Source organism: Pseudoflavonifractor sp. BSD2780061688st1 E11, assembly GCF_005844125.1.
Classification (GTDB): domain Bacteria; phylum Bacillota; class Clostridia; order Lachnospirales; family Lachnospiraceae; genus Sellimonas; species Sellimonas catena.
Genome location: NZ_SPHM01000001.1, coordinates 120,271 through 135,873, shown reverse-complemented (window position 1 = coordinate 135,873; position 15,603 = coordinate 120,271). Strand labels below are relative to the sequence as shown.

The following is a 15,603-nucleotide window of genomic DNA, read 5'->3' as shown; positions in this document are numbered from 1 at the left end:
AAAAGCCTCCTTCGTATTTCTAACTACCCTATTATATCCGGTTTTTCCTGGACAATCAATGTTTTTATATCATTTAACAGATTTTTCACGACTTCCAGAATATCCGGGTCCTTTTCCTTCCGGTTCCGCTTTTTCTGCTCATAGAGAAAATACGGCGGCGTATCATTCTTAAAAACAAGTTCTCCTTTCCTGCGCTCCAGAAGTTTCGGTATCTCCTCGCCACGTACCTTCGCCCGCTCATACATGGTGATCTTCAGCGTCTGCCCTTTCTGCTCAATCGAAGTCACATACACGGAATGTGCAAAGGCTTTCAGCCTTGCAATCAGGATCAGCTTCTGTACCTTTTTCGGAATGTCTCCGAACCGGTCAATCAGCTCTTCCATCATATCATCCATCTCTTCTTCGGTCTCAATCAGCGCGATCCGTTTGTAGATATCCAGCTTCTGATATTCATCCGGAATATAGGAAGCCGGAATAAAGGCATCCACATTCAGATCCACCGTTGTTGTAAAGCTTGCGGCTTCTTCCTGGGAAGTGCCCTGTTTCATGTTTTTGACCGCTTCATTGAGCATCTTACAGTAGAGGTCATACCCGACTGCCTCCATATGACCGTGCTGTGCTTCTCCAAGCAGATTTCCTGCTCCCCGGATTTCCAGATCCCGCATGGCAATCTTGAATCCAGATCCAAGATCCGTAAACTCCCGGATCGCGGCAAGCCGCTTTTCCGCAACCTCTCTGAGCAGACGGTCTCTCCGGTAGAGAAGAAAGGCATAGGCCATCCGGTTAGAACGCCCGACTCTTCCTCGCAGCTGGTATAGCTGGGAGAGCCCCAGTTTGTCCGCATCATGGATAATCATCGTATTGGCATTGGAAATATCAAGCCCGGTTTCAATAATAGTCGTGGAAACAAGCACATCGATATCCCCGTTGATAAAGTCATACATGATCCGCTCCAGCTGATGTTCCCTCATCTGCCCGTGAGCGTAGGCAACATTTGCCTCCGGAACAAGGCTCTGGACTCTGGCCGTGATCTCCGCAATATCCTTGACTTTATTATAGACATAGTACACCTGCCCCTGTCTGGACAACTCTCTTACAATTGCCTCCCTTACCATCTCATCCTGATATTCCATGACATAGGTCTGGATCGGCATCCGGTCCATCGGAGCCTCTTCCAGCACACTCATATCCCGGATTCCAATCAGGCTCATATGAAGAGTTCTTGGAATCGGAGTAGCTGTCAATGTCAGGACATCCACATTTTCCCGCAGTTTTTTGATCTTTTCCTTGTGCTGCACTCCAAACCTCTGCTCCTCGTCGATCACAAGAAGTCCCAGATCTTTGAAGCAGACGTCCTGACTCAAAATCCGGTGGGTTCCCACCAGAATATCCACCTGGCCTTTTTTCAGGTCTTCCAGCGTCTTTTTCTGCTGGGACGGGGTACGGAAGCGGCACATCAGATCCACCCGAACCGGGAAGTCTTTCATCCTCTGAACAAGGGTGTTGTAATGCTGCTGCGCCAGAATGGTGGTCGGTACAAGAAATGCCACCTGCTTATTCTCCTGCACTGCTTTAAAGGCCGCCCGGATCGCCACCTCGGTTTTTCCAAAGCCAACATCTCCGCAGATCAGACGGTCCATGATCTTGTGGCTTTCCATATCCTTTTTTGTCTCTTCGATGGCCGCTGCCTGATCGTCTGTCTCCTCAAACGGAAACATCTCCTCAAATTCTTTCTGCCACACCGTATCCGGCTCATAGGCATAGCCTTCCTTTTCCTGCCGTGCGGCATAGAGCTCCACCAGATCTCTCGCGATCACCTGTACCGCTTTACGGACTCTTGTCTTGGTACGCTCCCAGTCCTGTCCGCCCAGACGGTTGAGTTTCGGTTTCTTTGCATCCGCCGATGCGTATTTCTGGATCAGATCCATCTGAGTAGCCGGGATGTAGAGATTTCCGCCTCCTGCATAGGAAATCTTCATATAATCCTTCTCAATCCGGTCTATCTCGATTTTCTCGATTCCCTGATAAATTCCAAGCCCATGATTCTCATGAACTACATAGTCCCCCGGCTTTAAGTCGGTAAAACTCTGGATCTTTTCCCCTTCGTAAATCCTTCTTCGTTTCTTTTTCTTCTTTTTCCCGAAAATATCGGTCTCCGAAATCACGGTAAACTTCAGCATCGGGTACTCATACCCAACTGCCACATGACCGTAGGACACAAGAATTTCTCCCGGTTTTACCAGTCTTTCGGGATCTTCATCATAAAAACTGTTCAGATCATAGTCCCTGAGATCTTCCGCAAGCCTTCTTGCCCTTGTCCGGGAACCCGAAAGCAGAATCACCCGGTACCCGTTTCGCTTCAGCCTTTTTAAGTCTCTCGTCAGCACCTCAAAACTGCTGTTATACGGGTTCACGTTTTTAGCCAGAATGCTGTATACATCCCGGACCAGAAATTCTTTTACTTTTCCCTCCAGTGCTGTAAATCCGATACTGTGATACTGATTGATCAAACCTGCAATCTCGTGGACCGGAAAGATCCTGATGTCTTTTTCTCCTTCCGGAAGCTTTTCTTCTTCCTCTCTTCGCTCCCTGGCCTGCCGGACTTCCTCCTCGATGACTTCTCCACGTTCGTAGAGTCTTGCCGGCTCATCCAGAAACAAAAGCGTCTCTTCCGAACGGAAATAGCGCAGGAAAGAGACCTCCTCCTGCTCATCCGCCTCATCCCGGGCCGGATACACCGTGATCTCCTCCCTGTTTTCTATGGATCTTTGTGTCTGGGCATCGAAGGTACGGATCGAATCAATCTCATCGTCCCAGAATTCAATCCTCACCGGCATCTCCTCTGTCAAAGGAAAGATATCGACAATTCCTCCACGCACCGCAAACTGCCCCGGCCCTTCAATCTGTACTTCCCTGTCATATCCCATTGCGGATAACCTTTGAACAAGTTCTTCCAGATCTGACGTCTCCCCTGTGCGGACAGAAAAAACTTCCTCATCGATCTTCAACGGTGGACGTACCCCGTCCATCAACGCGCCGATCGTTGTAATAACCGTTACATTTTCCTCTTCTTTCAGTGCGCGGAATACTTCCATCCGCTGCTTGACCAGATATTTTCCTCTGATATCCGCCCGATAAAAGAGGAAGTCCTTCGCCGGATAGAACAGGACTTCCCCATCCAGAAACTGATATTCTTCAAGAACTTCCTTTGCCTTTTCTTCATCTGCAAGAATATAAAGAATCCTCCGGCCGTCTCCAGAAAGAGCATACGCAAGATGGCTTTTCTGCGAACCGGTACTTCCGGCAATCTGAATCATCCCTTTTCCCCGGTATTTTGTCTTCTGAATCGTCTCGAATTCCGCAAGCTCCAAAAGAGGTTCCGTAAAAGCCTTCATTGTGTTCTCCTCCTTCCATCAGCCTTTCCGGTTAAACTGATTCATCGCTTCGTCAATTTCTCCAAGTCCGGCCATTCTGACGGCCTGTACTGCCTTTTCATATGCCACTTCCATCTTCTCTTTCTCTTCCTTTGAGAAATGGCCCAGTACATAATCCGCCAGATCATAGCCCTTCGGCTTCTCCCCGACACCGACCTTCACACGCATGAATACATCATGCCCAAGGTGGGCGATAATATTTTTAATTCCGTTATGTCCGCCGGCGCTCCCCTTTTTCCGGATCCTGAGCTGACCCACATCCAGACTGATATCATCATATATAACAATCAGCTCCGTGGCCTCATCCACCTTATAATAGTCCACCAGCTCCCGGATACTTTCCCCGCTTAGATTCATAAAGGTCTGGGGTTTTGCGAGAATCACTTTTACGCCGTCGATAACCCCTTTTCCGATCAGCGCCCGGTGTTTTCTTGTATCAACTGCTATATGGTATTCTTTCGAAATTCGGTCTATGACATCAAAACCGACGTTGTGCCGTGTGTCTTCATACTTTGATCCCGGATTTCCTAATCCTGCGATAATAAACATGCATCTCTACCTCTCTTTTTCGTATTTTTCTATTCTACCGCAAAAAGCCGCGTTTGGCAACGCCGCATAATTTTTTCCGACGTCACATATATTTATAAAGACATAATCCCGTGGTGCTGCAGGATTCATCATTACTGAAAGGAGGTCTTTTCACTTATGAGTTCCAAAACCAGAATCGTCGTTTTTCACATGAAGGAAATTATCTATACCGCCATTTTTGCAGCCCTTGGCATTCTTCTTGTGCTTCTGCTTCTTTTTATGTTCCTTCCGGATCATTCCGGAAAAAAGCAGACGTCCAAAGAATACACTCCCGGCATATACACAGCCAGCATGACATTGAATAACACGCCGCTGGAAGTGGAAGTTTCGGTCGACAAAAATCATATCAACTCTATCCGTTTTTCCAATCTGGATGAAAGCGTGGAAACCATGTATCCTCTTGTTCAGCCGGCCATGGAAGAAATTGCCGGACAGATCATCGAAACGCAGTCGGCAGATCAGATCAAATCCGGAGAGGACGATTCCTATACTTCCAACCTGATTCTTGATACCATCCAAAAAGCGCTGAAAAAAGCCGAGGCAGACTGATATGCTGCCCCGGCTTTCCCTTATCCTTCTACAACCAGATACTTCCCTTCCGGAAGCACAAACACTTCGGACGCATCTTCGATTTCCTGCAGTGTCATTCCATCCACATCCGCTCCGGACTCTTCCAGATATTCTTTTACCTCTTCGAGCGAATCCAGCACAACTGCCATGCAGTCCTCGAGGAAAGCTTCCGCCTCTTCCGGTGTCTCAGCGACCGGTTCATCAAAAAGCTGTGACTGATCTCTTAAAAACACTTCGATACATTCTTCACTAAATCCGTTCATTCTTTCCCTCCTCACCTTTGGTATTATTTACGATCACGGTCAGTTCTTCCGGATGATCAATAATCACATCCGCCCCTGTTTCCTTCAGGATTTCTCTTGACCGGAATCCCCAGCTGACACCGACCGTCATTACCCCGGCATTGTTTCCGGTGCACATGTCCACATCGGAATCCCCGATATAGACACATTCTTCCCGGCTGATCCCTGCCATCTCCATAATCGCAAAGACAGCTGCCGGGTCCGGTTTCCTCGGAATCTCTTCCTTTTGTCCCTGTACATAGTCAAATATTGCATCTCCAAAAAAAGTATGGACCACATCCTTTGTCTGTCCGTCCGGCTTATTGGAAAGAACAGCCAGATAAATCCCTCTTTCCTTGAGTGCCTTTAACATCTTTTCAATTCCGTCATACGGCTTTACATGATACGTACAGTTTTCTGCAAATACCCTGCCGTAAATCTCCATGGCTTCCTCAATACGCACAAGATCTTCATCTCCGCACGCCTTTAATGTCCTCTCCATGAGCTTTCTTGCGCCGCTTCCTACAAACTCCCGGCACTGTTCCAGGGTAATCACCGGCAGCCCCATCCGCTCCAGAGTCAGATTTACCGAGCGTGTCATGGACTCCAATGTATCTGTCAATGTTCCATCCAGATCAAAAATACAAGCCTTATACATTTTCTTTGCCTCATTCTTTTCTTAGTACTTTCTACACGTATAGCATAATATATGCCTGCCAAAATTTCAACAAAAAAAGAACGCCCGGCAGGCGTTCTTTTTCCTTAGTCCAGATACTGCCGCATCAGACGGAGCGCATTTTTTTCCAGTCTGCTCACCTGAGCCTGGGAGATATTTACTTCTCTGGCCACCTCCATCTGGGTTTTCCCTTCGAAAAAACGGAGACGGATAATATATTTTTCTCTTTCATTCAGGTGTTCCATCGCCGCCTGCAAAGACAGATCTTCAATCCACCTCTCCTCTTTGTTCTTTTTATCACTGATCTGATCCATCACATACAGTGCATCTCCGCTGTCATTATAAACCGGCTCATTCAAGCTGACCGGAGCCTGGATTGCATCCAGCGCAAATACGATATCCTCTTTTGCAATTCCGATCTCTTCGGAAATCTCCTGAACGGTCGGTTCTCTTAAATTCTTTTTGACATAATTTTCTTTCGCATAGATCGCCTTGTATGCTGTGTCCCGCAGCGACCGGCTGACGCGGATGGAATTGTTGTCCCGCATGTATCTTCGGATTTCTCCGATAATCATCGGCACCGCATAAGTAGAGAACCGGACGTCCAGCTCCGTATTAAAATTATTAACCGCTTTGATCAGGCCGATACAGCCGATCTGAAAGAGATCATCCGGATTTTCATTGCTTCCCGCGAACCTCTTGATCACGCTGAGCACCAGTCTTAAATTTCCCTTGATGTATTTTTCTTTTGCCTCTTCGTCTCCTTCTTTGATCCGGGCAAACAGTTCCTCTTTTTCTTCCTCTTTCAAAAGCGGAAGTTTTGCAGTATTCACTCCGCATATTTCTACTTTGTTCAATGCCATCGTACATCCTCCTGTCACGGCAACTCTGCCTTTCTAACAGAAATCATGCACATCCCGGCATCCTCTTATTCAGTATGGAAAAAAATAAAAAAACTTTTAGTCCTTGACAATTCGGCTCTTCTTAACAGGTACTAATCATTTCTGTCCCATTTGTCAGCAAGATTCAAAATCTGACTTTCCAGCTTCGCGAGATCTTTATTGGAAAGCCCTTCGTTTTTCATAACAACATCCAGCAGATGTTTTGCCGCGGAAACCGCACGGCCAAACACCTGATTTGCGCGGATTCTGGCCGGTTTCTCGGAAGACTTCTTCGGCACTCTGACTCCCTCGCTTAAGATTTCATCCTCTATCAGATCCACACATGCTCCGGAGTACGGCGCAAACGCTTCGTATCCGAGTGTCTCTTTGATGGATGCGGCAAATTCATCTGTCACCTGGTCTTCCCCGTGTACGACAAACACATGCTTCAACGGCGTTTCAAAAGCGGAAAGCCAGTTCAGCAGCCCGTTTTTATCCGCATGCCCGCTGATTCCCTGAAGTGTACAGATTCTGGCATTGACTTCTACATTTTCTCCGAACAGCTTGACACACTCCGCTCCTTCTATCAGTTTGCGTCCCAGCGTTCCCGCTGCCTGATAGCCGACAAAAAGAACCGTGCACTCTTTTCTCCACAGATTATGTTTCAGATGATGCCGGATCCGTCCCGCCTCGCACATACCGGAAGCAGAAAGGATAATCTTCGGCTTTTCGTCAAAGTTGATCTGTTTGGATTCTTCGCTTGTTGTCGTCAGTTTCAATCCGGAAAACCGGAGCGGATTGATTCCTTTATTCACGAGCTCCATTGCTTCTTCATCGAAACATCCCAGCATATTTTTATTAAACACATTGGTTGCCTCAATGGCCAGTGGACTGTCCACGTACACTTCAAAGTCCGGATACTCCGGAAGGAGATTTTTTTCCTTGATCTCCCGGATAAAATAAAGCAGTTCCTGTGTTCTTCCTACCGCAAAGGACGGTACAACAACATTTCCGCCTTTTGCAAATGTTTCCCGTATCACTTTCGTGAAATCGCCCACATAGTCCGGAATTCCCGCGCCATGTGTCCGGTTTCCGTATGTAGATTCAATGACCACATAATCTGCTGCTTTAACCGTCGACGGATCCTTGATAATCGGCTGATTGATATTTCCTACATCGCCGGAAAATACGATCTTTCTCGTTTCTCCGTCTTCTGTGATCCACACCTCAATGCATGCTGAGCCGAGAAGATGTCCCACATCGCTGAACCGGACTTCAATCCCGTCACAAAGCACAATCTTCTGTCCGTAGTCACATGGTGAAAACAATGCCGCCGCATCCACCGCGTCCTGCATCGTGTATAGAGGCTCATAGAATGGTGCGCCGCTTCTTCTGGCCTTACGGTTTCTCCATTCCGCCTCGAATTCCTGGATATGCGCACTGTCACGAAGCATAATGCTGCACAGATCCGCAGTCGCAAAGGTCGATACAATATCTCCCTGAAATCCGTTCTTGACAAGGAGTGGCAGATTACCGGAATGGTCAATGTGTGCATGGGTCAGGAGTACATAGTCTATCTCGGACGCCGACACCGGGATTTCCTGATTTTCGTACAGATCCGGCCCCTGTTCCATCCCGCAGTCTACCAGAATATGTTTATTGCACGCTTCCAGAAGATGGCAGCTTCCCGTCACTTCATGTGCCGCACCTATAAATCTTAGTTTCATAACATCGCCCCTTTTCCTGTGGTATCGTATGTAGATATTGTATCACTTTTTATCAGTTTCTTCTCCCTTTTTCTGAATTTTTATTCCAGTTTCGTAATTTCTTTTTTCAGACGTATCATAATCTTTTTTTCCAGTCTGGATATGTAAGACTGTGAGATTCCAAGCACGTCCGCCACTTCTTTTTGTGTCATTTCCTCTCCGTCCGGAGTTCCCAGCCCGAACCGCATATTTACGATTCTGCGCTCTCTGACAGAAAGTCTCCCCACGGCCCGGATCAGCATGTTTTTCTCCGCTTCCGTTTCCATATCCTTGTAGATTGTATCTTCTTCTGTTCCGAGAATATCAGAAAGCAGCAGTTCATTTCCGTCCCAGTCTACATTGAGCGGCTCATCTATGGAAACCTCCAGTCTTGTCTTGCTGTTGCGTCTGAGATACATCAGAATCTCATTCTCAATACATCTGGATGCATACGTCGCAAGCTTGATATTTTTATCCGGATTAAATGTATTGATCGCCTTGATCAGGCCGATTGTACCGATCGAAATCAGATCCTCCACTCCGACTCCTGTATTGTCGAATTTTTTTGCGATATAAACAACAAGCCGCAGATTATGCTCGATGAGCTGCTTTCTTGCGTCCTCATGCTGTTCCGTACAGAGCTGTTCAATCGCCTTTGCCTCTTCTTCCACTTCTAGCGGCGGCGGAAGAATATCTGAACCTCCTATGTAATACACTTCCTGCTTTTCCGGAAAAAGCCATGTCCGGAAAGCCGGAAAAATTTTCTGTCTGAATGTGTTCGGCACCGTAATGTTCATAATCATTTACATCCCCTCCTAAAAATATCCGGATTTACAAGTATCCGGTATGTTCCGTCTGTTGAAATCCTGGTATCCGATATCCCGATCCAGATATCACAGATCTGCTTTTTCTCTTTCCCCGACAGATATAGACTGTCAAACTGTACCAGAAGCAGTCTGGCATGCTCATTTCCGACAGACCGAAAACCGATATAGCGCCTTTTCTGCGTGCTCTCCATAAGGCTTTCGACCGCCTCTCTTTCCACGATACAGACCGGCTGTCCGGTAAGCGGATCCGTCAGGCTGTTTCCCGTATCAATCAGCCCTTTCAGCCGTACCTTCCTCCCGGACTGTTCCACCAGAAGTTCGCAGGTATATTGATTCTGCCTTTGCATCTGACGCCAGAATGCCCACACCGCCTGCATCAGTTCATAGCTGACGACGGCAAACAGAAAAAAAAGACTTCCTGTACGAATATATTGCCCGAAAAAGCTAAAAATACCGCCCAACAGAAATCCGCCCCCGTAAAGCATAAAAAAAGCTTTCACAAACTCCCTCATGCCGTGTACGGGAATTGCCGCTTTGAGCATAACCGTATTCACCGCTACATGGTATAGCAGCAGTTTCACAAAGCCGGGAACCGGGAGCATCGTCGTAAGACAGGTCAGCAAAGAGCCCAGAACCGCTCCCGGAAGCACCCGTCTTCTCCGGAAATCACCGGCCAGCATCCTGCACACCGCTGCTAAAAGCAGATAATCCATCATAAAATTGACGAGGAAGAATACATCCATGTAGATTTCATAATACATGCTTCACCCTCTTTTCTCCTGTCGCTGCTAAATCGATTCAGTATACGAACAAATAGTATTATAAAAAAAAGGAACTTGAAATTTTGTCAGAAACTGACAGAGAAACTTGTTTTCTTTCGACATGTAAACATAGAAAAAAGGTATGGAAACTCTCGCCTCCATACCTTCTGATTATCTTAATTCACTTTTTATTTTTTAAAGAAATCCGGAATCTTGATAGTCTGCTCTTTTACTCTTCCCGTTCCTGCAGAGTAGGATGGTGTGGAAGACTGAGCAGTTGTGCTGCTTTCCGGTGCTGCAGATGTCCTCGGCTGCTGCGGCATTCTTGTCACTCTCCCCATATCTGATTTAAGAGAGGATGTATCCTGAGTCTCGGCAAATACAGATCCTGCCGGTCTGGCTGTTCCGATTTTGGATTTCAGCTTGGATGCTGTACTTTCCTTGCTGTTATGTAAACCCGTCGCGATGACCGTCACTGTTGCTTCATCAGACTTGGATTCATCATACATAGCACCGAAGATGATGTTTGCATCTTCTCCTGCAAGCTCCTGAACATGCTCTGCTGCGTCGCTTGCATCCATAAGAGTGATATCACCGGAAATATTGATGATGACATGAGATGCTCCTGAGATTGTTGTCTCAAGCAGCGGACTGGATACAGCCTGTTTTACAGCCTCCAGCGCCTTGTCATCTCCTCTTCCGTGTCCGATTCCGATATGGGCGATACCCTTGTCGATCATAACTGTCTGAATGTCGGCAAAGTCAAGGTTGATCAGGGATGGTACATTGATCAGGTCAGTGATTCCCTGGATACCCTGCTGAAGTACTTCGTCTGCCTTTTTCAGTGCATCCGGCATCGTTGTTCTTCTGTCGACAATCTCAAGAAGCTTATCATTCGGAATGACAATCAGTGTGTCTACATTTTCTTTTAATTTTTCAATGCCGGCAAGTGCATTATTCATACGGGCTCTGGATTCAAAACGGAAAGGCTTTGTAACAACGCCGACTGTCAGGGATCCCTGCTCTTTTGCGATACGTGCTACAACCGGTGTTGCACCTGTACCTGTACCGCCGCCCATTCCGCATGTAACAAATACCATATCTGCGCCTTTGAGTGCTGCCGCGATCTCATCTGCGCTTTCTTCTGCTGCTTTTTCTCCAACTTCCGGCTTTGCTCCTGCTCCAAGTCCTTTTGTGAGCTTGTCTCCGATCTGCATCAGTGTAGGGGCCTTGCAGAATGAGAGAGCCTGTTTGTCTGTGTTGATAGCGATAAATTCTACTCCGGCAATCTGCTCATCTATCATGCGGTTGACAGCATTATTACCGCCTCCACCTACACCAACGACGATAATTTTTGCTGCTGCTTCTGATTCATTTGTCTTAATTTCTAACAAGAGTGTCTCCTCCTTTGTTATGCTTTATTATTTATACACCCTACTAGTTCATGTATTCTGCCATATATACTATATAATATAGTCTTTCTTTCTAAATTTCAATAGAATTTTTCCTATTTTTCGATTTTTTTACGCCAGATTCCTATGGTACTTTCAGGTATTTGATTCCTCTGTTGTTTCACTTTTTTCAAAGCGGATCGTCTCCGTCAGCTCTCCATAATGTTCCAGATGGAGCGTCCCGCTCTGTCCTTCCAGCTTCTCAAGAATAGCCGGAAGCTGTGCCGCCTTCTCCTGCGGATCCCCGCTTCCAAGTTCCGCGCAGATGTTCCCGAAATACAGTGTCAGATTATCTCCATCGCATACAATCCGGTCCGGGCTGACCCCGCTTCTTCCAAGAATTTCCTGGATCCGGACAATATATTCAAATACGGAAGAATCCTGAACGGTAAGTTTCTTTCCTTTTTCGGCTTTCGAAACATCAAGCCCCTCTACAAGACTGAGACCGTCTCTCTGGCTGTCCGTAACCCCGAGAACCATGCCTTCGTTGTCAAAATAGACATATTCCTCATCCCGTCTGGCATACCCGGCCGGACTTTTTTCCTTCACATCCACCCGGATCGTCCAGGGATTCACCATATGAAATTCCATACTTTCGACAGTCGGCGGCTCCGGATAGTCTCCCAGTTTTGTGCTTAAAAGCAGAACCAGAGAATTCCCATCCCCTCCCTGTTCACGGATGTACCGGCTTACTTCGCTGTCTGTAAGAAAATCGTTCCCCCTCACCCGGATATCTCTGAGCTGAAACAAAAGAAGAAACACGATGATGCCGGCAATGACAGCTGCCCCTGTTCCCAGTCTTGTCAGAATCTGCCTTCGCCTGGTACGCTTGATCCTCTTTCTCTTCTCATCCCTTTGCACAATCTGATCATTCATGGATGTGCCTCCTGTATTTTTCCTATCATTAACGCTTTTATTTTACCAACTGGCAACGCTGAATACAAGCCCCATTTCCACGAGAAGGAAAACAACAGATGTTCCTCCATAACTGATAAAAGGAAGGGTAATTCCGGTATTGGGAATTGTATTGGTTACAACGGCTATATTCAAAATCACCTGAATCATCATATGCCCCATGGCTCCTGCCGCAATCAGTGCCCCGAAAAGATCCGGTGCGTGAGATGCGATCACAAAGAAGCGCCAGATCAAAAGGAAGAACAGCAGAATAACAAGAACCGCTCCCACAAGCCCCAGTTCCTCACATATAATAGAGAAAATCATATCGTTCTGCGCCTCCGGGACAAAACCCAGCTTCTGGATACTGCTTCCAAGTCCTTTCCCGAACAGTCCTCCTGATCCGATGGCGTAAAGCCCCTGAAGGGTCTGATATCCTTTCTCATACTTCTCCGGATTCTGCCAGATCGCGATCCGCTCCAGACGGTAACTTTCCAGGCCGAGAAAGACTGCCATAAAGCCGGTCCCTGTCACCGCCATCCAGATGAACTGGCCATATTTGGGACTGGCCGTAAAAATCAGGATCACGGCGATTCCAAGAATGATTACTGCCGTGCTTAAGTTGCTTGCTCCTACAAGACCCACAACCGGCAGAGCGAAAAGCATGATCCGAAACAAGGTGGAAAGCTTTCCGATCTTCTTTGCATTTCTTGTCACAAGCCATGCCAGAAACACGATCAGAGCAACTTTGACGTACTCTGACGGCTGAAAAGAAAATGGTCCCAAAGACAGCCATCTTTTGGAACCATTGTATTCATCGCCAAACAGCATGACGGCGATGCAGAGCACAATCGCCAGAATATATCCTGGTACAGCAAGCTTCGCCCAGACATGATAATCGGTCTTTGCCACTGCATACATCCCGGCAATGCCAAGCGTTGTAGCAAATATCTGTTTTTTTAAATAATAGAAAGAATCTCCAAATTTTATCCTTCCATTATAGGAACTGGTACTGTACAGGATCACCAATCCCGTTATCACAAGTAAAAAAACGATCACCAGAAGGACTTTGTCAATTCCTCCGGACTCCGGTTTTTCCGCCTGCTTCAATCTATCCTCTCCTTACAGCGATTTTACCAACTCTTTGAATTTCTCTCCACGTTCTTCATAACTTCCGAACATATCCCAACTTGCACATGCAGGAGATAACAGTACCGCATCTCCCTCTTTTGCCTCACGGCTTGCAAGTGTCACCGCCTCTTCCAGTGTATCCGCAAACATATACGCTGTAAAGCCACACTTTCTGGCCGTCTCGGCGATCTTCTTTTTTGTTTCGCCGATCAGAATCAGCTTTTTCACTTTTCCGTGGAAACTCTCAATCCACTCATCGTATTCCGACTGCTTATCAAAGCCTCCTCCGATCAGGACCGTAGGACGGTTCATCGCAGTGATTCCCCGGATTGCAGCATCCGGATTCGTTCCCTTGGAATCATTGTAATAAGCTACGCCGTTCTTTTCCGTCACGTACTCGATCCGGTGTTCCACTCCTGAGAATCTTCGGATAACATCCCGGATCGTATCCATCGGGACGCCGTAAAGTGCCGCCATGGCGACAGCTGCCATCACATTTTCATAATTGTGTGTGCCAAGGAGCTGAAGCTCGTTTGTTTTGCACACCCGTACCTCATCCGGATTCCGGAAGATAATCTCCCCGTCCTTTAAGAAAATTCCCGTTTCCAGTTCTCGTTTACTGCTGAAGAAAAATGGAGTCGCATTCGTCTTTTCTCCAAACTCTCTGAGGACTTCATCCTCATAATTCAGTACACAGAACTCTTCTTTTGTCTGATTTTCTGTAATTGCCTCTTTGGCCTTGATGTAGTTTTCCATTGTATGGTGACGGTTCAGATGATCCGGTGTAATATTCAGGATCGCGCTGATTTTCGGAGCAAACCGGTGGATCGTCTCCAGCTGGAAACTGCTGATTTCCGCAACTGTCACACTGGCCGGTGTCATCTTCAATGCTTCCAGCGTATACGGATTTCCGATATTTCCCACAACGAAAACTTCCGGTTTGTATGCTTTCATAATCTCTCCAAGGAGTGTTGTCGTCGTCGTTTTTCCATTCGTTCCGGTAATCGCCAGCACATCTCCTTTTCCAAAGCAGCTTGCAAGTTCCACTTCTCCCCAGACAGGAATTCCGGCCTTTTCCATATCCTGCACAACCGGAAGATCAGTCGGGACTCCCGGGCTTAGCACAAGCATCCCGATCTCATCCACTCTCTCGTACGGAAATGCTCCGATTACAATCTCTGTTCTGCATCCTTCCGGAAGACGGCCTGCCACTTCCTCTCTGCTCAGCTTTTCATTTCCGTCATACAAAATCGTCTCAACACCTTCGTGCTCAAGCAGTGTTACAGCGCCGATTCCGCTTTTTCCCGAGCCAAACACAAGTACCTTTTTTCCATTACCGTCAAACATCTTCTTCCCGTCCTTTCTTATCTTACAGTGCCAGCAGCGCAATCAGACATAAAATCGCCGTTATAATTGAGAATACTGCCACAATCCTTGTCTCCGACCACCCGCAAAGTTCAAAATGATGGTGGATCGGGGCCATTTTAAAGATTCTTTTTCCGCCTGTCTTTTTAAAGTATGTGACCTGAATCATGACGGAAGCCACTTCAACAAGATAAATCAGGCCGACAATAATAATGAAAATCGGCATCTGAAGCATATAAGCCGTGGATGCCACAAATCCCCCAAGTGCCAGCGAACCCGTATCTCCCATAAAAACACTGGCCGGATAGACATTAAACAGCAAAAATCCCATCAGAGCTCCTACTACCGCGCAGGTGACCGGTTCGATCCCGCTCTTTGTTCCCACTGCGACAACCGTGAAAAAGGTAGCAACCAGCACTGTCACGCTGGAGGCAAGACCGTCCAGTCCGTCTGTAAAATTGACACCGTTTACCGTACCAATCACCGCTACAAACAAAAGCGGAATGGCAAGCCATCCAATGTTCCAGTATTTTCCCCCGGAAAACGGGATCAAAAGTGTAAGCGGTGTATTGGTGACATTGACAAGATAATAGGCAAATACTGCCGTAACTACAATCTGAAGTGCGAATTTCTGTTTTGGATACAGCCCGTCGGAACGCTTCATCACTACTTTCAAATAATCATCCAGAAAACCGATCAGTCCAAATCCAAGTGTTACAAACAGAATCGGAATGATCTTCGGATAATCTTTCACATAAAAAAGGGATGTAATGACAATCGAAGCCAGTATCATGACTCCTCCCATCGTCGGTGTGCCCGCCTTCTGAAGGTGGGACTCCACTCCCTCCACACGTTCTGTCTGCTTCATCTTCATTTTTCGTAAAATTGGAATCACGATCGGCCCCATAATCACACTCAGCACAAATGATATAAGAACCGGAATTACAAATGTATAATCCATATCTGCACCTCTTCATCCTTTGGTTTCTAAACAGGCCT

General features: G+C 46.9%; 14 protein-coding genes. 1 reads left to right on the top strand and 13 read right to left on the bottom strand.

Annotated elements, in window-relative coordinates:
* Window positions 1-23: 23 nt before the first annotated feature.
* Window positions 24-3,395: a transcription-repair coupling factor gene (gene mfd / locus FGQ85_RS00590; protein WP_138372400.1), complete on the bottom strand. Its 3,372-nt coding sequence runs from the start codon at window positions 3,393-3,395 to the stop codon at window positions 24-26.
* A gap of 18 nt (window positions 3,396-3,413) precedes the next feature.
* On the bottom strand, window positions 3,414-3,983 hold the full coding sequence (gene pth, locus FGQ85_RS00585) for an aminoacyl-tRNA hydrolase (protein WP_087168317.1): 570 nt from the start codon (window positions 3,981-3,983) through the stop codon (window positions 3,414-3,416).
* A 156-nt stretch (window positions 3,984-4,139) separates the two neighbouring features.
* Between pth and FGQ85_RS00580 the strand changes: the two genes are divergently transcribed.
* Window positions 4,140-4,571, top strand: a complete 432-nt coding sequence (locus FGQ85_RS00580; protein ID WP_087168318.1) for a hypothetical protein — start codon at window positions 4,140-4,142, stop codon at window positions 4,569-4,571.
* Window positions 4,572-4,591: 20 nt separating this feature from the next.
* Here the strand turns inward: FGQ85_RS00580 and FGQ85_RS00575 are convergent, their stop codons facing one another.
* From FGQ85_RS00575 to mraY, 11 genes are all read right to left on the bottom strand, one after another.
* Window positions 4,592-4,855: a glyoxalase gene (locus FGQ85_RS00575; protein WP_087168319.1), complete on the bottom strand. Its 264-nt coding sequence runs from the start codon at window positions 4,853-4,855 to the stop codon at window positions 4,592-4,594.
* On the bottom strand, window positions 4,842-5,531 hold the full coding sequence (locus tag FGQ85_RS00570) for an HAD family hydrolase (RefSeq protein ID WP_087168320.1): 690 nt from the start codon (window positions 5,529-5,531) through the stop codon (window positions 4,842-4,844). Before FGQ85_RS00570 ends, FGQ85_RS00575 begins: the two co-directional genes overlap by 14 nt.
* 104 nt (window positions 5,532-5,635) lie before the next feature.
* On the bottom strand, window positions 5,636-6,412 hold the full coding sequence (gene sigG, locus FGQ85_RS00565) for an RNA polymerase sporulation sigma factor SigG (RefSeq protein ID WP_087168321.1): 777 nt from the start codon (window positions 6,410-6,412) through the stop codon (window positions 5,636-5,638).
* A 131-nt stretch (window positions 6,413-6,543) separates the two neighbouring features.
* Entirely contained in the window at window positions 6,544-8,157 is a 1,614-nt protein-coding gene (locus tag FGQ85_RS00560; protein ID WP_087168322.1) for an MBL fold metallo-hydrolase, read from the bottom strand.
* A gap of 80 nt (window positions 8,158-8,237) precedes the next feature.
* Window positions 8,238-8,978 carry an RNA polymerase sporulation sigma factor SigE gene (gene sigE, locus FGQ85_RS00555; RefSeq protein WP_087168323.1) on the bottom strand — a complete coding sequence of 247 codons (741 nt, stop codon included), beginning with the start codon at window positions 8,976-8,978 and terminating at the stop codon, window positions 8,238-8,240.
* Window positions 8,975-9,763 carry a sigma-E processing peptidase SpoIIGA gene (locus tag FGQ85_RS00550; protein ID WP_138372399.1) on the bottom strand — a complete coding sequence of 263 codons (789 nt, stop codon included), beginning with the start codon at window positions 9,761-9,763 and terminating at the stop codon, window positions 8,975-8,977. Before FGQ85_RS00550 ends, sigE begins: the two co-directional genes overlap by 4 nt.
* Before the next feature lie 188 nt (window positions 9,764-9,951).
* Window positions 9,952-11,157, bottom strand: coding sequence for a cell division protein FtsZ (gene ftsZ / locus FGQ85_RS00545; RefSeq protein ID WP_087168325.1), 1,206 nt, complete (start codon window positions 11,155-11,157; stop codon window positions 9,952-9,954).
* Window positions 11,158-11,310: 153 nt separating this feature from the next.
* The gene (locus tag FGQ85_RS00540) at window positions 11,311-12,090 is read right to left on the bottom strand and encodes a hypothetical protein (protein ID WP_138372398.1); all 780 of its coding nucleotides are present in this window, start codon (window positions 12,088-12,090) and stop codon (window positions 11,311-11,313) included.
* A gap of 42 nt (window positions 12,091-12,132) precedes the next feature.
* Window positions 12,133-13,218, bottom strand: coding sequence for a putative peptidoglycan glycosyltransferase FtsW (locus FGQ85_RS00535; RefSeq protein ID WP_207738677.1), 1,086 nt, complete (start codon window positions 13,216-13,218; stop codon window positions 12,133-12,135).
* A gap of 12 nt (window positions 13,219-13,230) precedes the next feature.
* Window positions 13,231-14,586, bottom strand: a complete 1,356-nt coding sequence (gene murD, locus FGQ85_RS00530; protein ID WP_138372397.1) for a UDP-N-acetylmuramoyl-L-alanine--D-glutamate ligase — start codon at window positions 14,584-14,586, stop codon at window positions 13,231-13,233.
* Between the two features lie 22 nt (window positions 14,587-14,608).
* A complete protein-coding gene (gene mraY, locus FGQ85_RS00525) occupies window positions 14,609-15,565 on the bottom strand; it encodes a phospho-N-acetylmuramoyl-pentapeptide-transferase (RefSeq protein WP_087168328.1) in 957 nt (318 codons plus the stop codon).
* Window positions 15,566-15,603 lie beyond the last annotated feature (38 nt).